The organism is Microcoleus sp. MOSTC5 (genome assembly GCF_036701825.1).
GTDB lineage: Bacteria > Cyanobacteriota > Cyanobacteriia > Cyanobacteriales > Microcoleaceae > Microcoleus > Microcoleus asticus.
On the sequence record NZ_JAUBRK010000023.1, the window covers coordinates 1 to 18,816 of the forward strand.

Annotated in this window: 30 protein-coding genes; all 30 read right to left on the bottom strand. The window is 49.2% G+C overall.

All coding sequences use genetic code 11. The features are described 5' to 3' along the window. Positions 1-232: 232 nt before the first annotated feature. The 30 genes from prfA to rplD all read right to left on the bottom strand — a co-directional run bounded on the left by prfA (position 233) and on the right by rplD (position 18,787). Positions 233-1,327, bottom strand: a complete 1,095-nt coding sequence (prfA, locus tag QUA54_RS14465; RefSeq protein ID WP_172190411.1) for a peptide chain release factor 1 — start codon at positions 1,325-1,327, stop codon at positions 233-235. 337 nt (positions 1,328-1,664) lie between these two features. Beyond that, positions 1,665-1,973: a 50S ribosomal protein L31 gene (rpmE, locus tag QUA54_RS14470; RefSeq protein ID WP_006634974.1), complete on the bottom strand. Its 309-nt coding sequence runs from the start codon at positions 1,971-1,973 to the stop codon at positions 1,665-1,667. 205 nt (positions 1,974-2,178) lie between these two features. Then, the gene (gene rpsI, locus QUA54_RS14475) at positions 2,179-2,589 is read right to left on the bottom strand and encodes a 30S ribosomal protein S9 (protein ID WP_106147490.1); all 411 of its coding nucleotides are present in this window, start codon (positions 2,587-2,589) and stop codon (positions 2,179-2,181) included. Continuing rightward, a complete protein-coding gene (rplM, locus tag QUA54_RS14480) occupies positions 2,589-3,044 on the bottom strand; it encodes a 50S ribosomal protein L13 (RefSeq protein ID WP_172190410.1) in 456 nt (151 codons plus the stop codon). Before rplM ends, rpsI begins: the two co-directional genes overlap by 1 nt. A gap of 132 nt (positions 3,045-3,176) precedes the next feature. After that, on the bottom strand, positions 3,177-4,019 hold the full coding sequence (gene truA, locus QUA54_RS14485; RefSeq protein ID WP_333415184.1) for a tRNA pseudouridine(38-40) synthase TruA: 843 nt from the start codon (positions 4,017-4,019) through the stop codon (positions 3,177-3,179). 29 nt (positions 4,020-4,048) lie between these two features. Beyond that, positions 4,049-4,399: a 50S ribosomal protein L17 gene (gene rplQ, locus QUA54_RS14490; RefSeq protein ID WP_006634978.1), complete on the bottom strand. Its 351-nt coding sequence runs from the start codon at positions 4,397-4,399 to the stop codon at positions 4,049-4,051. A gap of 125 nt (positions 4,400-4,524) precedes the next feature. Continuing rightward, entirely contained in the window at positions 4,525-5,469 is a 945-nt protein-coding gene (locus QUA54_RS14495) for a DNA-directed RNA polymerase subunit alpha (protein WP_332958426.1), read from the bottom strand. 174 nt (positions 5,470-5,643) lie between these two features. Beyond that, positions 5,644-6,042 carry a 30S ribosomal protein S11 gene (gene rpsK / locus QUA54_RS14500; RefSeq protein WP_006634980.1) on the bottom strand — a complete coding sequence of 133 codons (399 nt, stop codon included), beginning with the start codon at positions 6,040-6,042 and terminating at the stop codon, positions 5,644-5,646. An 84-nt stretch (positions 6,043-6,126) separates the two neighbouring features. Then, on the bottom strand, positions 6,127-6,510 hold the full coding sequence (gene rpsM, locus QUA54_RS14505; protein WP_006634981.1) for a 30S ribosomal protein S13: 384 nt from the start codon (positions 6,508-6,510) through the stop codon (positions 6,127-6,129). Positions 6,511-6,593: 83 nt separating this feature from the next. Beyond that, positions 6,594-6,707 (bottom strand): 50S ribosomal protein L36, encoded by a 114-nt coding sequence (rpmJ, locus tag QUA54_RS14510; RefSeq protein WP_015178722.1) that lies wholly within the window; start codon positions 6,705-6,707, stop codon positions 6,594-6,596. A 368-nt stretch (positions 6,708-7,075) separates the two neighbouring features. Continuing rightward, positions 7,076-7,300, bottom strand: a complete 225-nt coding sequence (gene infA / locus QUA54_RS14515) for a translation initiation factor IF-1 (RefSeq protein WP_006276978.1) — start codon at positions 7,298-7,300, stop codon at positions 7,076-7,078. A gap of 292 nt (positions 7,301-7,592) precedes the next feature. Then, entirely contained in the window at positions 7,593-8,174 is a 582-nt protein-coding gene (locus QUA54_RS14520) for an adenylate kinase (protein ID WP_333415185.1), read from the bottom strand. A gap of 5 nt (positions 8,175-8,179) precedes the next feature. Next, on the bottom strand, positions 8,180-9,484 hold the full coding sequence (secY, locus tag QUA54_RS14525) for a preprotein translocase subunit SecY (RefSeq protein ID WP_172190407.1): 1,305 nt from the start codon (positions 9,482-9,484) through the stop codon (positions 8,180-8,182). A 102-nt stretch (positions 9,485-9,586) separates the two neighbouring features. Further along, on the bottom strand, positions 9,587-10,033 hold the full coding sequence (gene rplO / locus QUA54_RS14530) for a 50S ribosomal protein L15 (RefSeq protein WP_006634984.1): 447 nt from the start codon (positions 10,031-10,033) through the stop codon (positions 9,587-9,589). A 145-nt stretch (positions 10,034-10,178) separates the two neighbouring features. Next, the gene (rpsE, locus tag QUA54_RS14535) at positions 10,179-10,724 is read right to left on the bottom strand and encodes a 30S ribosomal protein S5 (protein ID WP_172190405.1); all 546 of its coding nucleotides are present in this window, start codon (positions 10,722-10,724) and stop codon (positions 10,179-10,181) included. Between the two features lie 128 nt (positions 10,725-10,852). Continuing rightward, the gene (gene rplR / locus QUA54_RS14540; RefSeq protein WP_172190404.1) at positions 10,853-11,215 is read right to left on the bottom strand and encodes a 50S ribosomal protein L18; all 363 of its coding nucleotides are present in this window, start codon (positions 11,213-11,215) and stop codon (positions 10,853-10,855) included. A 2-nt stretch (positions 11,216-11,217) separates the two neighbouring features. Continuing rightward, the gene (gene rplF / locus QUA54_RS14545) at positions 11,218-11,766 is read right to left on the bottom strand and encodes a 50S ribosomal protein L6 (RefSeq protein ID WP_333415186.1); all 549 of its coding nucleotides are present in this window, start codon (positions 11,764-11,766) and stop codon (positions 11,218-11,220) included. Between the two features lie 122 nt (positions 11,767-11,888). Further along, on the bottom strand, positions 11,889-12,293 hold the full coding sequence (gene rpsH, locus QUA54_RS14550) for a 30S ribosomal protein S8 (protein ID WP_006634988.1): 405 nt from the start codon (positions 12,291-12,293) through the stop codon (positions 11,889-11,891). Positions 12,294-12,315: 22 nt separating this feature from the next. After that, positions 12,316-12,861, bottom strand: coding sequence for a 50S ribosomal protein L5 (rplE, locus tag QUA54_RS14555; RefSeq protein WP_333415187.1), 546 nt, complete (start codon positions 12,859-12,861; stop codon positions 12,316-12,318). 114 nt (positions 12,862-12,975) lie between these two features. After that, positions 12,976-13,338 carry a 50S ribosomal protein L24 gene (gene rplX, locus QUA54_RS14560; RefSeq protein WP_333415188.1) on the bottom strand — a complete coding sequence of 121 codons (363 nt, stop codon included), beginning with the start codon at positions 13,336-13,338 and terminating at the stop codon, positions 12,976-12,978. Position 13,339: 1 nt separating this feature from the next. Beyond that, a complete protein-coding gene (gene rplN, locus QUA54_RS14565; RefSeq protein ID WP_172190401.1) occupies positions 13,340-13,708 on the bottom strand; it encodes a 50S ribosomal protein L14 in 369 nt (122 codons plus the stop codon). Between the two features lie 127 nt (positions 13,709-13,835). Further along, on the bottom strand, positions 13,836-14,084 hold the full coding sequence (rpsQ, locus tag QUA54_RS14570; RefSeq protein ID WP_015178711.1) for a 30S ribosomal protein S17: 249 nt from the start codon (positions 14,082-14,084) through the stop codon (positions 13,836-13,838). A 67-nt stretch (positions 14,085-14,151) separates the two neighbouring features. After that, positions 14,152-14,433 carry a 50S ribosomal protein L29 gene (gene rpmC / locus QUA54_RS14575; RefSeq protein ID WP_172190400.1) on the bottom strand — a complete coding sequence of 94 codons (282 nt, stop codon included), beginning with the start codon at positions 14,431-14,433 and terminating at the stop codon, positions 14,152-14,154. Between the two features lie 157 nt (positions 14,434-14,590). Continuing rightward, positions 14,591-15,010 carry a 50S ribosomal protein L16 gene (gene rplP / locus QUA54_RS14580; protein WP_172190399.1) on the bottom strand — a complete coding sequence of 140 codons (420 nt, stop codon included), beginning with the start codon at positions 15,008-15,010 and terminating at the stop codon, positions 14,591-14,593. A gap of 114 nt (positions 15,011-15,124) precedes the next feature. After that, on the bottom strand, positions 15,125-15,853 hold the full coding sequence (gene rpsC / locus QUA54_RS14585) for a 30S ribosomal protein S3 (RefSeq protein WP_172190398.1): 729 nt from the start codon (positions 15,851-15,853) through the stop codon (positions 15,125-15,127). A 111-nt stretch (positions 15,854-15,964) separates the two neighbouring features. Next, complete coding sequence (rplV, locus tag QUA54_RS14590) at positions 15,965-16,324, bottom strand: 50S ribosomal protein L22 (RefSeq protein ID WP_172190397.1); 360 nt, start codon at positions 16,322-16,324, stop codon at positions 15,965-15,967. Positions 16,325-16,419: 95 nt separating this feature from the next. Then, positions 16,420-16,701, bottom strand: coding sequence for a 30S ribosomal protein S19 (gene rpsS / locus QUA54_RS14595; protein ID WP_041623488.1), 282 nt, complete (start codon positions 16,699-16,701; stop codon positions 16,420-16,422). A 113-nt stretch (positions 16,702-16,814) separates the two neighbouring features. Beyond that, positions 16,815-17,678: a 50S ribosomal protein L2 gene (gene rplB / locus QUA54_RS14600; protein WP_172190396.1), complete on the bottom strand. Its 864-nt coding sequence runs from the start codon at positions 17,676-17,678 to the stop codon at positions 16,815-16,817. 175 nt (positions 17,679-17,853) lie between these two features. Beyond that, complete coding sequence (locus QUA54_RS14605; protein ID WP_172190395.1) at positions 17,854-18,162, bottom strand: 50S ribosomal protein L23; 309 nt, start codon at positions 18,160-18,162, stop codon at positions 17,854-17,856. After that, positions 18,155-18,787, bottom strand: a complete 633-nt coding sequence (rplD, locus tag QUA54_RS14610; protein ID WP_172190394.1) for a 50S ribosomal protein L4 — start codon at positions 18,785-18,787, stop codon at positions 18,155-18,157. The genes QUA54_RS14605 and rplD overlap by 8 nt, the downstream gene beginning before the upstream one ends. Positions 18,788-18,816: the final 29 nt, after the last annotated feature.

Here is an 18,816-nt window from a genome sequence, read left to right on the forward strand (position 1 = left end):
TAGAGTCGAATTCATTGGTCGGGTAATTGCATACATCTCTTTTGTTGTCAACTTCTAATACTGTACCGACGCCCTAGCACCTCTAGAAATCATCGTACAATACGACCTCGAACATTTCAAATATCCAGTGGCGATCGCCGATGCAATTTGGGAAGCCCTACTCAACCAGATCTCCCGCGTAACAAGGGAACTGAGGCTGAGCCAACAATGCGCCTAGCCCCCCATCACTCCATCAATTAGTAGAAGCAGCCAACTCAGCCAAACGTTCCTGCTGATCCTGAGAAATGCAAGTTTGAATAATCCCCTCAATATCCCCTTCCAAAACACTATTGAGCGAGAAATTTTCCCCCAAACGGTGGTCGGTAGCCCGATTGTCCTTATAGTTGTAAGTGCGAATCTTCTCCGATCGCGAACCAGTACCAACCTGAGCCAAACGCCGCGACTTCACCTCATCCTGCTGCTCCCGCAACTTCATCTCATAGAGCTTAGCCCGCAAAATCTGCATCGCCCGCTCCTTATTCTGCAACTGACTGCGCTCCTCTGTACAGAAAATCCGAATCCCAGTCGGCTTGTGAAACAAATCTGCAGCAGTTTCCACCTTGTTAACATTTTGGCCGCCAGCACCGCCCGATCGAGCTGTACTCATCTCAATATCCTTCGGATCGATGTGAATCTCCACATCATCAACCTCCGGCATCACAGCCACCGTCGCCGTCGAAGTATGCACCCGGCCACCAGCCTCAGTCACAGGCACTCGCTGCACCCGGTGTACTCCAGCCTCAAACTTCAGCTTGCTGTAAACGCTGTCGCCTGTAATTTCCAGAATCACCTCTTTAAAGCCGCCCATTTCCGCCAGCGACTCGCTCACCAACTTCACCTGCCAGCCTTGAGTTTGAGCGTAACGGGAATACAGTCGCAGCAAATCTCCCGCCCAAATACTGGCCTCATCTCCGCCAGTACCCGCCCGAATTTCCAGCATAATATTCTTGTCATCGTTCGGGTCGCGGGGGAGCAGCAAAACCTTCAAACGACTTTCCAAATTCTCCAGCTTCGACTCAAGTTCCTGAACTTCCAGCGCAGCCATTTCTTGCATATCTCGATCGCCCGCGGCTTCCTTGAGAACCTGTCGCGCGCCCACCAAATCTTCCTGAGTGGTTTTCCACAGAGCAAAAGTATCGACCACTTCCTCCAAGGACGATCGAGCTTTCGCTACCCGTTGAAACTCTTGATTGTCCCTAGCCACATCCGGGTCAGCCATGCGGCGAGTCAACTCATTAAAAGTTTGCTCTACCGACTTCAATTTATCCAGCAAATAAGATTCAGCCATTGTCAGTTGTCCTTTGTCAATCGATTTTAGATTTTAGATTTTAGATTTTAGATTTTAGATTTGAAGAACAGTTGGGATAGAATCTCGATCGAACTCAACTGCCTGCATAGCAAGTCTTCAATCTAAACTCTCCAATCCGAGGGCGGATCGATTTTAGATTTTAGATTTTAGATCTTAGAACTGAAAAGCACTTAGGATAGAATGTCGATCTAACTTAACTCGATCGAACTCAACTGCCTGCATAGCAAGTTTTCAATCTAAAATCTAAAATCCGAGGGCGGTAAGTTGTCGGTAGAAAGAACTACTCTCAACAAACTGCGGACAAATGACAATCCGGCTACTTCTTCTTTTTGCCTTTACCAGCAGCCTTAGAAGCATCTGCTTTCGGCTCTTCCATTTTCAGCGGCCCAGAGGAAGCATCTGCCTTAGGCATTTCTACCTCCGTCATGCCGTATTTCCGCATAAAGCGCTCCACACGACCTTCAGTATCAATAATCTTCTGAGTGCCAGTATAAAAAGGATGATTTCCCGACCAGACATCAACTTGAAGCTTTGGTCTAGTTGAACCCACAGTCATCACAAGTTCCCCGTTGCAATAAACCTGAGATTCGGGATACCACTCAGGGTGAATGCCATCTTTTGCCATTGTTTTTTACTCTCTAATTTTTGACTTTACAACCATTTTAGCTGCCGCAGGACTTGTACACCAACAACAGCACGAATTTTGCCTTATATCTGTTGGAACCAGGAATCAGGAATCGGAAATAAACTTCAAAAAAAGGCAGATATAATCTGGATAGATAATTTTTGCCTTTTCCTGGTTCCTTCTTCCTTCTTCCTTCTTCCCTCGATTACCGCTTCGAGTATTGAGGAGCTTTCCGAGCTTTCCGCAAACCGTACTTTTTCCGTTCTTTGGCCCGCGGGTCGCGAGTCAAATAGCCCTCAGTCTTCAGAGGCTTGCGGTTGTCCGGGTCTAATTGACAAAGTGCTCTAGCGACACCCAAGCGAATCGAGTCAGCCTGACCTGTCAAGCCACCGCCTTCGACTTTTACCAAAATGTCGTACTCATTTTCCAGACCCAAAGTTTCCAGAGGGGCCTTAGCGAGAGCCAAATAAGTAGGGTTGAATTGCAGGTACAAATCCCCCTCCTTACCGTTGACAGTCAGTATGCCAGTGCCGGGAACCAAGCGCACCCGCGCTACTGAACATTTGCGGCGACCGGTACCCCAGTACACAGCGCGGCCGGTATCTGTTGCTTGCATTAGTCATTTCCTCCCGGAATCGTGTGAACAATTAACTCTTCTGGTTTTTGAGCTTGGTGCGGGTGGTTTGGGCCAGCGTACACCTTCAGCTTAGTAAACAATTGTCTGCCTAGAGAAGTGTGAGGCAGCATTCCCCGAATAGCTTCTTCGACAATTCTTTCGGGCAAACGTGCTTGCAATTTAGCAAAAGTTTCTGTTTTCATGCCGCCCGGTCTTCCAGAATGGCGGCGGTAGATTTTCTGGGTGCGTTTTTTGCCAGTAACAGCGATTTTGTCAGCATTGATGACTATTACGAAGTCGCCGGTATCCATAGAAGGAGTGTAAGTCGGTTTGTGTTTCCCCCGGAGGTACATGGCAACTTCAGTTGCCAGACGGCCCAGCCGCTGGTCTGCGGCATCGACCACGTACCACTTGTGCTCTAGGGAGTCTTGAGTAGGGACGTAAGTTTTGTTCATTGTTTGTTCTTAGTTGTCTATTAACTGTTAACTGTTGTCAGTTGTCAGTTGTCAGTTGTCAGTTTTTAATTGTTAGTTGTCCTTAGTTTTTTATTAGTAGTTACCTAATGACTAATGACTAATGACTAATGACTAATGACTAATGACTAATTTTGGCTGAGTGTCGTACCAGACATCTGGGGGAAAGGGAAATTCTGAATAGCCAACCCGCAGCAGGCACAAACCTTGAGCGGGAGCGGCATATTTTACCATTTCTCGGCGTTCGTTGACCCAGATATCTGTGAAATTGTCGATCGGCCTTTCCCCGCGACCCACCTGCACCAGCAACCCCACCAGCAGCCGCATCATCCCGTACAGAAACCCGCTCGCCTGAACCTCTATATAGACAAGAGGCCCAGAACGGTGACACTCTGCCGCTTGTACGTCCACCCAGGAATGGGGGCGGACAGAGCCCGCGCGGTGGAAAGCAGCCAGGTGATGCCGCCCGATGAGCGGTGTCAAAGCTGTCTGAATCAAAGATTCATCCACAGGGGCGTGATAGCAGTGCCAAGCAAAAGGACGCACAAACAAATTAGGGGTCGGATCTGTATAAAGGGTGTAGCGATAGCGCCGCCAACTGGCTGAGAACCGAGCGTGCCAGGTAGGTTCCACCTTTGCCGAAGCTCGAATTAAAATATCTTTTGCCAGTCGAGAGTTGAGAACGCTTGCCCAGCGGTAAGCCGGAATTGGGCCCTGGGCATCAAAATGGGCTACTTGAGCAGCGGCGTGAACTCCCGCATCGGTTCTCCCAGCAGCGTGCAGCGTTACCGGGCGTTCCAGAACAGTCGATATTGCTGTTTCAATTTCTTCTTGTACTGTACGCTGGTTCGGCTGTCGCTGCCAACCGTGAAAGTTAGTGCCGAGGTATTGGATTACTAGAGCAACGCGCTGTATCGATTGGGGATTTTCGATTGGGGATTTTCGATTGTCAGTCATAAATCACAAATCTCCAACCCAAAATGGAATTAAACCAGTTCAACGATCGCCATTTCGGAATTGTCTCCTTGACGGGGGACAGTTCGTACTACGCGGGTGTAGCCCCCGTTGCGCGAGCCGTACCGTTCTTGTGCCGCCTCAAACAAGGCGTGTACTAACTGTTTATCGTAGATATAGCCCATAGCTTGGCGGCGAGAGGCCAAGGAGCCATCTTTGGCGAGGGTAATCATCCTGTCCGCCTCTGAGCGCAGCGCTTTGGCGCGGGCGAGAGTGGTAGTGATTTTACCGTGGCGGATTAATTCGGTGGTCAGCGAGCGCAGTAGGGCGCGGCGCTGGTCAGCCGGTTTGCTGAGTTGGGGAACGCGACAGCGGTGACGCATGGCAGTTGGTAATTGGTAATTGGTAATTGGGCGCCGGGATAGTCCGCTAGTTTTGAGCGGTGAATTCTTTAACTTAAAAACTCACCTACTTAAAATTGAGAACTTTTTTACCCGTTACCCGTTGATTAACTTTTAGCTGATTTTTCCTGTGGCAAGGTAATGCCCAAGCGTTTTTGTAAAGCTTCAATCACTTCTTCTGCGGACTTCTGCCCGAAATTCTTGATCTCGAGCAAGTCTTCTTGGGTATAATCCAATAAGTCTGCAACTGAGTTGATCTGAGCCCGCTTGAGGCAGTTGTAAGCCCGGACGGACAACTGCAATTCTTCGATCGGAATTTGGCTGGTAGGATCGGCTTCACCGGGATACTCTGGTTTGAGAGAATCTTGGGTGATGTCTTTGAGAGGTGCAAATAAATCTACCAGGATGTGGGCAGATTGACTCAAAGCTTCTTGAGGAGTCACGCTGCCATCAGTCCAGATTTCCATAATCAGCCGGTCTTTCTCGACCGTGCCGCCTACCCTAGCATCTTCAACGCTGTAGTTGACTCTGCGAATCGGCATAAAGATGGCGTCAATTTGGAGAAAATCCAAAGCCGACCCATCATCGCGACTGCGGTCTACTGCTCGGTATCCGATGCCTTTTTCAATTCTGAATTCCATTTCCAGAACAGAGCCGGGCGAGAGAGTTGCAATGTACTGGGAGCGATCGATCAATTCCACCTCTGAGGGCAAATCGAATCGATCGGCCGTAACGGTGACGGGCCCCTCAATCCGCAACCTGCCGATTTGCGGCTGCTGAGAATGAGTTTTGAGGACTACTTCTTTCATGTTCAGGAGAATTTCTAGAACATCCTCGCGTACCCCTTCGATCGTGGCAAACTCGTGATTGACCCCCGCGATTCGGACTGAAGTTACTGCCGTTCCTTCCAAATTTGACAGCAGAACTCGCCGAAGCGCATTCCCAACAGTTGTTCCCTGACCGCGATCGAGCGGTTCCAAGACAAATTTTCCGTACTGACTGCGGTCTTTGTCAGTGTTAGACTCTATACATTCAATTTGAAACTGCGCCACGGAGTGACCTCCCTTTTCCACTTTGGATTTTTGATTTTGGATTTTAGATTGCAGAGCATACCCCTGAACGGATTTCGGATTTTGGATGGACGGGGCAACAGTTAGAACCATTAGTTTTTGACTTTAAGCAGTTAGCCAATATCCAAAATCTAAAATCTAAAATCTCAAATCGTTTTAGACTCTACGTCGCTTGGGAGGGCGACAGCCGTTGTGAGGAATTGGGGTAACATCTCTAATCAGGGTGATTTCCAGTCCCGCCCCTTGCAGCGCCCGAATGGCCGTTTCTCGACCTGCTCCGGGCCCGCTCACCATTACTTCTATTTGGCGCATTCCTTGGTCGTTAGCTCTGCGGGCAGCACTTTCTGCTGCTGTTTGAGCTGCAAAGGGAGTCCCCTTCTTAGCTCCTTTAAAACCGCTGGAACCTGCTGATGCCCAAGATATTACTTCCCCGTTGAGGTCGGTAATAGTGACAATCGTGTTGTTAAAGGTAGACTGGATGTAGCCTACCCCATTGGGTACATTCCGTTTCTGCTTTTTTGCACCAGATTTCTTGCCTGTTTGTTGTCGCGCCATATTAGTCTCTTTAACGTTTCTCTCAACTAATGTTCCGAAGCGCTAGGAGCCAGCAGCCCCCAGCGTATTTTTCCCAAAAAGATGTTACTTCTTGGAAGGTGCCTTTTTCTTGCCCGCAACTGTTCGGCGGACGCCGCGACGGGTTCTGGCGTTGGTACGGGTTCGTTGTCCCCGCACCGGCAGACCCAAACGGTGACGCCGACCGCGATAAGTTCCGATGTCCATCAGGCGCTTGATGTTCATTGACTCCCAGCGCCGGAGGTCTCCTTCGATTTGGTATGTGGTTTCTACATGAGCCCGCAGAGCTGTCACGTCGGCCTCTGTTAAATCCTTGACGCGAGTGTCAGGATTTACGCCTGTTGCAGCGATAATTTTTTGGGCCCGCGACAAGCCTATTCCGTAAATGTATGTCAGACCTATTTCGACGCGCTTATCGCGTGGAAGGTCTACCCCGGCAATCCGTGCCACACTTTTTGTCTCCCTAGTTTTCCTGTTTGGTTACAATGTTCAATTAGGATGCACCTGCGTGCAGTGCCCAATCTTCGTTTTTTCTAACCTTGGCGCTGTTTGTGTTTTGGGTTAGTGCATATCACCATCACTCGACCGCGACGGCGGATGACGCGACATTTTTCACAAATTTTTTTGACAGATGCTCGAACTTTCATCTTTCTTCCTGCCTGGAGAACCCCGCTCTACCGGAGAGCAGGCACGCTGGGACTGCCCGTAGAGCGGTGGGAGGAGAGGCTGGGCAAGGTGTAGGCCTCTCCTCGATTAAATTGTATAAAGTGCGGGTTGTTTCATGAAGGAGCCCGCTTGCACCCACTCCCATTACTGGGGTAAAGTTCGCCTGCGCCAGAGTGTTGGCGAGCAATACTTTTACGGCGTAGCAATGACTTAACCCGGTACACCGGTGGGTTGTTGACGCCCTTCTCGGCAACACTACAAACGTAGCATTATAGCATAAATTTGGCGCTTTTTACCAAATTCTCTCTAATTAAACTTAGAATTAGTTTTTAGAAAGTTTTATCTAAGCCTATTTTTTCCGAAGGCGATAAGTAATCCGACCTTTGGTCAAGTCGTAGGGAGTCAATTCGACTTTGACGCGATCGCCAGGCAGAATTTTGATGTAGTTGCGGCGGATCTTGCCGGAAATGTGAGCCAGCACGTTAAACCCATTATCTAGGTCAACGCGAAACATCGCATTGGGCAGGGATTCCGTCACTGTCCCTTCCATTTCAATTAAATCTTGCTTAGACAATTTGGTATTTACCTCAACTCTACATTTGATTAACTAGGAGTGTCCCGCTGTTTGCCTCAAAGCCTATGTACTGGTACGAGTCAAACGGGAACGGGGGCAAGAATTCGGGCGACTCGATCGATTTCTTGACTCAACAAACCGCTTGCTTTGGCTTTACTTGAGTAAAGTTGTGGCAATTAGTATCGAGTTCAATCCCGGAACTAGCAACCCTCACAAAACCTGATAGCACAAAAAGCTCCTAGTTAACATATCTTAGCAAAAGCTTGTGAGTAACAAGCTGTATTGAGACGGTTCAAGAGTCGCCCGAGAGAGCTTGTTGCAGTTGTGCTGTGACTGATTCCATCGCTCGATCGCCATCAACCGCAACTAACTGTTCGCGGTTTCTGTAAAACTCTATCAAAGGTTCAGTTTGCTCGCGATAAACTTGCAACCGGCGGCGGATCGTTTCCTCATTGTCATCTTGGCGACCCCGCGACAACAGGCGAGCCACCAAAATATTGTCAGGAACGTCCAAATTGACAGCTCTGAGAGCGCAGTCCTTTCCAGACGAACTTCCCCCACCCTCAACCTCGCATAGCAGTTTGTCAAAAAAAGCTGCCTGCGCGACTGTGCGGGGAAAGCCGTCAAGGATCCAGCCAGCACGAGCATCAGACTGATTCATACGTTCTTGCACGATATCCATCAATAACTCGTCAGGAACTAACTCTCCCCGATCCATGTAGGATTGTGCCTTTTGACCCAACTCCGTTTTGGCAACTACGCAGGCGCGTAGGATGTCACCGGTAGAAATGTGGGGTATTTTCCAGAGAGCTGATAAAAGCTGAGCCTGAGTTCCCTTTCCTGCCCCTGGAGGCCCCATAAAAATCAAGTGCATTGCGATTACTTCACCATTCCTTCATATCGTTGGGAGATGACGTAAGTTTGAATTTGCTTAGCAGTCTCGATCGCTACACCTACTAAAATCAGTAGGGAAGTTGCGCCAAAACCTCTAAAAGTTTGCACTCCGATCGCGCTTTCTACAGCAGTTGGTACAATGGCCACCAGACCGAGAAATATCGCTCCCAAGAAAGTCAAACGGTTCAAAACCTTCTCCACATAATCGCTGGTTTTCTGGCCCGGACGAATTCCAGGAATGCTGGCGCCCATTTTCTTCAAGTTCTGAGACATATCTACGGGGTTGACAATCAACGAAGCGTAGAAATAGCTGAAGAACAGAATCAAAGTCAGATAAAACAGCGCGTAAGCCCAAGGCGCCGGCCCGTTCGGACTCAAAACATTAGCAACTTGAACCAAAAATGGGTTATTGAGAGACTGAGCGAGGAAAGAAGGCACAATCAAAACCGAAGATGCAAAAATAATCGGCATCACTCCGCCTTGATTCAAGCGCAGGGGCAGATAGCTCCGGCTCTCCCGATAAACTTTGCGGCCGACTTGGCGGCGGGCCGAAATAATCGGAATGCGACGAGTACCTTCCTGAACAAAAACAATCCCAACAATCGTCACCAAAAAGACCAACAGCAGAACGACTACACGGCCCACAACTTGCGTGTCCCCACTTTGAGCCAATTCAAAAGTTTGTCCCAAAGAACGTGGCAAAACCGACACAATGTTGATAAAAATCAGCAGCGACGCTCCGTTCCCGATACCCCGCTCCGTCACCACTTCCGATATCCACATCACAAACATTGAGCCGGCCGTCAGGGCCAAAGCAGTTTGTGCTATGAATAAAGGCGCCGGAGCTTGAGCAAAAGGGCTGACCCAAATCGCAATGCCAACGCTTTGCAAAATTGCCCAGCCCAAAGAAACGTAGCGAGTAATTTGAGAAATCTTGCGCCGCCCTGCTTCCCCTTCATTTTTCTGCAAGTCTTCTAAACTTGGCAGAGCCGCAGTTAGAAGTTGCACGATAATTGAAGCATTAATGTAGGGCAAAATCCCCAGCGCGAAAATCCCCAAAGCTGACAAGCCGCCTCCTGAGAACAAATCCAAAAAGCCAATTAAAGGGCTATTTTGGACGTTTTGGGCAAAGGCGACTCGATCGATGCCGGGGACTGGCAAGTGGACACCCAGGCGTACTAAAATCAGTAAGCCAATAGTTACGAGGATGCGGCCTCGCAAACCAGCAGCTTGAGCCATCTGCATGAACGTCTCTTGTGCAGTTGGCGCTTTCTCTCTACTAACGTCCATAGTTACGATTTTGGATTTTAGATTTGGGATTTTCGACTAAATCATTTTCTGATAGCAAGCTTGAGGATTTGAGATTTGGACAGACTCTCAAACCTCAAATCTTTACGCAACTAATTCGCAACTTCCGCCGGCGGCTTCAATTTTGGTGCGAGCTCCTGCGGTAAAAGCCGAGGCGCGCACTTGCAAAGGCACATTCAGTTCGCCATCTCCTAAGATTTTCAGCGGCCCGTCGTCTGTGGTGACAATTTTTGCTTGGATCAAAGAGGTGAGAGTAACTTCTGTGTTTGCTGGCAGCGATGCTAATTTACTTACATTAATGGTAGTGTACTCTTTGCGGTTCACTAAAGGGAAGCTTTTCAGCTTAGGCAGACGGCGGTAAAGGGGATTTTGACCACCTTCAAAACCGGGTCTAGTGCCGCTACCGGCTCTAGATTTTTGACCGCGCATCCCTTTGCCGGAGCTCGCGCCTTGACCGGCAGAAATACCTCTGCCCAAGCGTCGGGGGCGCTTTTGGGAGCCTGCTTTGGGTCGGGCGTCTTGCAATCTCATAGTTTTAGTAATTGGTAATTGGTAATTGGTATTTAGAGAGCGGGTGCGCAGTAGTTTTGAGTGCGTGAGTTTTGAGTTGCGGATTTTTTTATTCTCAACGCAAGCACTTAACACTCAAAACTTACAGTTTCCCATTCTCTATGCCCTAACCGTAGAGGTTTTCTACTGGAATTCCGCGTTCTTGAGCAACTTCGGACAATGTGCGGAGGGTGGAGAGGGCGTTGACTGCTGCTCTGGCGTTGTTTAAAGGATTTCCAGAACCTAGCTGTTTTGCCAAGATGTTGCGGACTCCTGCTAGTTCGAGAACAGTTCGCACTGCTCCCCCTGCAATTACCCCGGTTCCCGGAGCGGCCGGACGCATCATGACTTTTGCTCCGCCACCGTCACCGTTGATGGGGTGAGGGATGGAGTTAGCTTTGGTGAGGGGGACTTCAATTAGGTGCTTTTTGCCGTCAGCGACGCCTTTTTTAACGGCACCGATTACGTCGCTAGCTTTGCCGACTCCCACTCCAACTTGACCGCGTTCGTTGCCGATAATGACTATGGCGCGGAAGCTGAGTTTTTTACCGCCTTTGACTACTTTAGTAACGCGGCGGATCTGGACGACCCGTTCTTGCCATTCGGATTCTTTTTCGCGCGTTTTGTTGCCGCTGCTTTTTTTCTTGTTGCGCTGTTCTTTTTGTTCTGCCATAGTTTTGTCTTGTGGGAATTGAGGATTAGTAACTGGTAGTCGGGAATGAGGAATTAACGATGAGGAATTAAGAATTTTATTGATTCCTTCTTCCTTCTTCCGACTTCCATCGGACTTCTTCCTTCTTCCTAAAAGTCTAACCCGGCTTCGCGAGCTGCCTCTGCGAGGGCTTTGACGCGACCGTGATAGAGGTTGCCTCCGCGATCGAATACGACTTTGACTATGCCAGCGCTGGAACAGCGTTTGGCAATCAACTGACCGACTTGCACGCTCGCGGAGCAGTTGGCACCAGAACTGAGAGTTGACTTCAATTCGGGATCGAGGGTTGACGCAGCAGCCAAAGTGTGCTGTGCCGTGTCGTCGATTACTTGGGCATAGATGTGCTGATCCGATCGAAATACCGCTAGTCTGGGACGTTCGGAGGTGCCGAACACCTTGCGCCGCACCCGGCGGTGTCTGCGCTGGACTGATTCTTTGCGAGTAAGCTTCATTGTTACTTCTTACCTGTTTTGCCTGTTTTACCAGCTTTGCGCCGGACGACTTCGCCGCTGTAGCGAATGCCTTTGCCCTTATAGACTTCGGGCGGACGCACCGCGCGGATGCGGGCTGCTGTATTGCCTACGAGTTCTTTGTCAATGCCGGAGACAATGACGTTGGTGTTGCCTTCAACTGCCATTGTGATGCCTTCTGGAGGAGGCATTTCCACCGGCTTGCTGTAACCGACGTTTAAAATCAGGTTCCGTCCTTGAACCTGTGCCCGATAACCTGTGCCGATAATTTCCAGGCGCCGCTGAAAACCTTGGGATACACCTTCGACCATGTTGGCGACTAGGGTGCGGCACAAGCCGTGCAGTTGTCTGGCGACGCGAGATTCGTCTCGGCGGGTAACGAGTAAAGTCTCGCCTTCGAGTCCCATGAGGATTTCGGCTGGGAGAACTCGGGAAAGTTCACCTTTAGGGCCTTTGACGGCTACTTTTTGACCGTCTAGGGTGATGGTGACTTTATTGGGAATGCTAATCGGACGCTTGCCAATTCGCGACATAGTTTTTTGTCCTTTGTTTTTAGTTATTAGTCCTTGATTATTAGTCTTTAGTTATTAGTCCTTAGCGATCGATTTTTGAGTTTGTTGCCCGCGAGCGGTGACTAATGACTAATGACTAATGACTACCAAACATAACAAAGCACTTCACCGCCCAAACCTTGGCGTCGGGCTTCTCTATCCGTCATAATGCCACTGGAGGTAGAAATAATGGCTATGCCAATTCCGCCTAACACTCTGGGCAATTCTTTACGGTTCGAGTAAACGCGCAGTCCTGGTTTGCTAACTCGCTTAAGTGCCGTGATAATGGGCTTGCGAGTTTTACCTTTGTACTTTAGAGAAAGCACTAAATGTCGGTTGATCCCTTCTGCTTCTGCTTCTTCAAATTCGCCGATAAAGCCTTCACTTTTGAGGACTTGGGCGATGCTGCGGGTCATTTTTGTAGCTGGAATTTGCGTTGTTTGGTGGCGCGCCATGCAAGAATTGCGAATGCGCGTCAACATATCTGCTATGGTATCGTTAGCTGCCATCTTTTGCTTCTTACTCTAGTGCTTAGTTGTCCCGGAACGGCATTCCCATTTCTTTAAGCAAGGCGCGTCCTTCTTCGTCGGTGTTTGCTGTGGTGATTATTGAAATGTCCATGCCTCGAATTTGATCGATGCGGTCATATTCTATTTCTGGAAAAATGAGCTGTTCTCTCAGACCCAAGCTGTAGTTGCCGCGCCCGTCAAAGCTTTTGGGGCTGATGCCGCGGAAGTCGCGGATTCGGGGGAGTGCGAGGTTGATCAGCCGATCGAGAAAATCGTACATCCGATCGCCGCGCAGCGTCACCATAACGCCGACGGGTACTCCTTTGCGGATTTTGAAGCCTGCAATCGCTTTTTTCGCCCGCGTCACCACCGGTTTTTGCCCGGTGATGATGCCAATTTCGCCGATCGACGAATCCAGTGCCTTAGCGTTTTGAGATGCTTCTCCCAAACCGCGGTTCACGGTGACTTTGACGAGTTTGGGAACCTGATGGATATTAGTATATTTAAACTGATCCATCAGTGTGGGAACGATTTTTCCTTGATAAAGAACCTTGAGTTTGTCCGGCATAGTTTTTGTGTTTCGTTAACTGTCCCTGGGCTTGGTCAGGGAATTTGTCGATTGTCAGTTGTTAGTTGTCAGTTGTCAGTTGTTAGTTGTCAGCTAATCACTAATGACTAATGACTAATTATCGAGGATTTCTCCGGTTTTTTTGAGCTGTCGCAGTTTCCGACCATCTTCGCTAAATGTATAGCAAACGCGGCTCGCTATTTTCTCTTTTTCGGAATAGTGCATGACATTTGAGCTGTGAATGGGAGCCTCAAACGTGACTATTTTGCCGGATTCTCCCTCTTGCTGGGGCTTGACGTGCTTGGTTCTGATATTTACACCTTTAACAATTACTTTGCTGACTTTAGGATATGTCTTTAAGATTTGTCCGACTTTTCCTTTCTCTTTGCCAGTAATTATTTGCACGGTGTCGCCTGCTTTGACGTGCATTCTGTAGCGCTGCAGTTCGCTAGTTGGTTTACCCTTTTTTCCGTACATTTTAAAGTACCTCCGGGGCTAAGGAAACGATTTTAGTAAAGTTTTTGTCGCGCAGTTCGCGGGCTACGGGACCGAAAACCCGAGTGCCTCTGGGGTTGCCGTCTACGTTGATAATAACGGCGGCGTTATCGTCAAAACGAATGCTCATGCCGCTGTCGCGGCGCAGGCCTTTGCGGGTTCTGACAATGACAGCCCGGACGACATCTGATTTTTTGACGGCCATATTGGGGATGGCGTCTTTGACGACGGCAATGATGACATCGCCGACTCCGCCGTAGCGGCGGTTGCCGCCTCCCAATACGCGGATGCACATCAGTTTGCGGGCTCCGCTATTGTCGGCGACATTGAGGTATGTCTGGGGTTGAATCATGGTGATTGGGGAAAAGGTAATTTGATGCTTGCTAACTGATAACTGCTAATTGCTAATTGATGGTTAATCACAGGGTCGATCGATTGATTTGACGATCGCACGCTTCAAAGCAATTAAGAATTAACTGTTAGCCATTTTTTGCACCGAAAATCTCAGCAACCGTCCAGCGTTTGGTTTTGCTCAAAGGGCGAGTTTCAGTGATGCGGACGCGATCGCCCGATTTGCACTGGTTTTCTTCGTCGTGAGCTTTGTACCGCTTGGTGCGGACTACGATTTTGCCGTATTTGGTGTGGGAGGAGCGGTTTTCGATTGCTACCACGACGGTTTTATCCATCTTGTCGCTGACTACTACGCCAACTCGTTCTTTAATTGCCATACCTACCTATTGTTGTTCTGCAATTGAGTTTTTTTAGCTACTGTGCGAGCCGAGGCTAGGCTGCTGCTTACTCTTGGCTGACTTCTGCGCTTGGAGCCGAATCTGCGGCATCTTTAGCTGCGACTAATTTTTCTGCCGCTTCTGCATCAGCAGCGATTTGGCGCTCGCGTTCAACTGTCATCAATTGAGCGACGCGGTGCTTGGCGTGCTTGAACAGGTGAGGCTTTTCCATGCGGCCGGTAGCTTGCTGGAGCCGCAATTCCATTAGTTGGCGCTTGGCGGCTAAAATTTGCTCTGCTAGTGCGGCATCGCTTAAATCTCTAGCTTCTTTAATCTTGGGCAAAGACATAATTGTGTGCTTTCTCGTTAGCGATCGGTCTTTTGAAGGCAGAATTGTCTAGATGCTGAATCTCGAAGGAAAGAAAAGTTATGAATGACCGATTTTAAATTGCTGTAGCCGTTTAAAATTTTGACCAATGCCGACCTACTTCTACCTTCGATTATCGCTATGACTGGCCTTCTTCGCGAGTGATGAACTTGGTTTTAATTGGTAATTTGAAAGATGCCAAACGCATTGCTTCGCGCGCAGTTTCTTCATTTACCCCACCAATTTCAAACATTACCCGGCCTGGTTTGACTACGGCAACCCAAAACTCAGGATTACCTTTACCAGAACCCATCCGGGTTTCTGCTGCGCGCTGGGTGACTGGTTTGTCGGGAAAAATGCGAATCCAGATTTTGCCGCCCCGGCGGATATAGCGGGTCATGGCGCGCCGTCCGGCTTCTATTTGGCGGGAAGTTATCCAGGCGGGTTCGATGGCTTGGAGCGCGAATTCGCCAAAGCTAACTGTGTTGCCACGGGTGGAAACACCGCTCATTCGCCCGCGCTGTTGTTTGCGGAATTTGGTTCTTTTAGGGCTTAACATGGCTTTGGGAGTTGGGTAATTGGTAATTGGTAATTGGTAATTGGTGATTGCTAATTGCTAATTGGTTTAGAACAACTGACAGTTAACAAGTGACAACTAACAGTTAACAATTAGTTAGCCTTCGTTCGATCGATCTTCAAAATTTTGGCGGCGGCGCTTTTGTTTGGTGCGAGGCACTGCTGCATTTGGTGCAGCCTCTTGTTCCTGTCCGGGAATAATTTCGCCTTTGAAAACCCAAACTTTAATGCCCAGAATACCGTAGATGGTTTGAGCAGTGCAGTAGGAGTAGTCGATGTCTGCCCGCAGCGTGTGCAAGGGGACTCTTCCTTCGCGCGTCCATTCGGTACGTGCGATTTCTGCGCCGTTGAGGCGTCCGCTGACTTGAATTTTGATGCCTTGGATGCCTACTTTTTGGGCGCGGGTGATTGCTTGGCGGACTACTCGGCGGAAGGATACGCGCCGTTCTAGTTGCTGAGCGATGTATTCTGCGATCAGTGTGGCATCGGCATCTACTCGCTGGACTTCGACGACGTTAATGCGGATTTGGCGGTTGCTGCCGAGTTGCTGCTGCAAACCGACGCGCAAAGTTTCGATGCCTGCTCCGCCGCGGCCGACGACAACGCCGGGTCTGGCGGTGAATACTTCGAGGTCGATTTGATCTGCTTTCCGCTCAATTCTGACTGAGGAAATGCCAGCATTGCTGAGGGTTTTGCGAACGTACTTGCGAATTTTGTAGTCTTCTTGCAAGAGTTCTGGATAGTTTCTGGCGTCAGCAAACCAGCGAGAGCGGTGCTCTTGGGTAATACCGAGGCGGAAACCAATTGGATGTATTTTTTGGCCCATAAAAGTTGATGAGTTAGTTGGTAACTGGTAATTGGTAACTGGTAATTGGTAATTGGTGATTACCTGTTTTTTCAACTTAAAGCTGTTTATTACCTATTACGTTTTCGCTGGTTAGTTTTCTACGAGCGGAGCCACTACTACGGTAATGTGACAAGTTGGCTTGCGGATTTGGTAGGCGCGACCTTGAGCGCGGGGTCTGAATCGTTTTAGGACTGGGCCTTGGTCTGCGTAAGCTTGAGAAACTACGAGTTTGGCTTTATCCAATCCTGCGTTGTGTTCGGCGTTTGCTACTGCCGATCGCAAAACTTTGACGATTGGTTCGCAGGCGCGGTAGGGCATGAATTCGAGTAAAATCAGCGCTTCTTGGTAGCTTTTGCCGCGAATTTGGTCGAGGACTCGGCGCACTTTGAAGGGGGATGTCCGGATGTAACGGGCGATCGCCTTAATTTCGGATGTGGTATCTATAGCCATTTCGATTTTGGTAATTGGTAATTGGTAATTGGGGAAAAGGTAATTGGTAATTGGTAATTTTTTTCCTACTACTTATTACCTGTCACCTAATTAGGCTATCTTTTTGCCTTTTTATCACCACTTTTCGCGTGACCTCTAAAGGTACGAGTGGGGGAAAATTCTCCTAGTTTGTGACCTACCATTTGGTCTGTGAGGTAGACTGGTACGTGCTGTCTGCCGTTGTGAACGGCGATCGTGTGACCTACCATTTGGGGCAGGATTGTGGAAGAGCGCGACCAAGTTTTAATTACTTGTTTTTGGCCTGCGGCGTTGAGCTTTTCGATTTTTGTCATCAGATGATCTGCGACAAACGGGCCTTTTTTTAGCGATCGAGACATGATTTTTTTAGTAATTCAGGAGTCATTAATCAGGGTTCAGCAGTCATGGGTCATCAGTCCTCAGTCATTAGTTAGCAGTTAACAACTAAGGACTGAAGACTGCTGAGTGATGACTAACTTTGTCTGCCGCCCTTGCCGCGTTTGGAAGATTTGCGGCGGCGTCGGACGATTAAAGCGTCGCTGCGTTTGTTTTTGCGTCGGGTTTTGGCACCCAGTGCTGGTTTGCCCCAAGGAGTGACAGGTCCCGGACGTCCGATGGGAGCCCTGCCTTCGCCACCGCCGTGCGGGTGGTCTACCGGGTTCATGACGCTACCGCGAACGGTGGGTCTGCGACCTTTCCAGCGGGTGCGACCTGCTTTGCCGAGGCTGATGTTTCTGGCGTCTGTGTTGCCGACTTGACCGATGGTGGCGTAGCAGTCGGCGCGGACTTTGCGCTGTTCGCCGGATGGCAGTTTGAGGGTGACGTAGGTACCTTCTTTTGCCATTAGCTGAGCGCTGGAGCCGGCGGAACGAACGATTTGTCCGCCTTTTCCGGGTACTAGCTCGACGTTGTGGATGCTGGTACCGAGGGGAATGTTCTTCAGGGGAAGGGCGTTACCGATTTCGATCGGCGCGTCTGGGCCTGAGACAATTACTGTACCGACGTTTAAGTTGAGCGGGTGCAGGATGTACCGTTTTTCGCCGTCTTTGTAGAACAGGAGGGCGATGCGGGCGTTGCGATTGGGGTCGTATTCGATCGCCTTGACGGTAGCTGGAATGCTGTGTTTGTCGCGGCGGAAGTCGATGTCTCTATACAGCCGTTTGTGACCGCCTCCCCGGTGGCGGCAGGTGATGACGCCTCGGTTGTTGCGGCCTTGTTTGGTGTGCTTGTTGCTGGTTAGAGACTTTTCAGGCTCTGATCTGGTAATTTCAGCGAAGTCCGAGACGGTCTGTTCCCGGGTGCTGGAGGTATAAGGTCGGTAAGAACGGATGCCCATAATCGATCTATTTTAGATTTTGGATTTTGGATTTTGGATTTGACGTTTATCGATTTTAGATTTTAGGTTGAAGATTGGCGATCTTTGGTTAACTTACGAGTTTTCTAGTTTGAGAATTTCCACCAGTTAACCGCAATTTAAAATCTAAAATCTAAAATCTAAAATCCAAAATCGTCTAGACTTCTGGGAATAGGAGTTTGCGGATCGAGTCTCCGTCCGTCAGAGTTACGGTTGCTCGCTTGTAACAAGGTTTAAAGCCGACGAATTTGCCAACTCGACGCTTTTTGCGCGGCGGGTTTTGGGTGTTAACTGCGGTGACTTTAACCTTAAACAGTTCTTCGATTGCAGCTTTGATTTGAGGCTTGGTCGCTTTGGGGGCTACGTCGAATGTGAATTGATTTAACTCCATCATTCGGGTAGCTTTCTCGGTGAGAATCGGACGCTGGATCAAATCTGCGTAGTCGCGGGGGTCGATTTTACTCACCGTAAATCTCCTGAATTTTAGCTATGGCTGTAGATGTGACAATAATTTTGTCAGCCGCGAGAACGTCGTAAACATTCAGGGAAGTTGCCAAGATGACGTTTACTAATTCGATGTTGCGTCCTGATAAGTAGACGTTTAGTTGCGGTTCTGGCAAGATTAACAGAACTTTTGTATCGGGTTCGATGCCCCAGCGAGCGATCGCACTCAGCAATTCTTTGCTTTTCGGTCTCGGAAATTGCTCTGCAAATTCTTCAACCACAATGATGTCTTCGGTGCGACTTTGGAATGCTGTCCGCAAAGCGAGACGGCGTTCCTTTTTGTTCATTTTGACTTCAAAGTCTCTCGGTTTTGGCCCGAAGATGACACCGCCGCCCCGCCACAGCGGAGAACGGATCGAACCTGCTCTGGCTCGGCCGGTGCCTTTTTGACGCCAGGGTTTGCGGCCGCCGCCTCTGACTTCCGATCGAGTTTTGGTGCAAGCATTTCCTTGACGGGCGTTATTCAGTTGCCGCGTCAATGCTCTGTGAACGATGTGAGACGCATTTTCTTCTTTGGCTACGCGCAGTTCTAAAGTTGTTTCCCCAACTTCTTCGCCTTGCCAATTTCGCACTACACAATTAACCATATCTTTTGTCCTTTGTCTGTTGTTAGTTG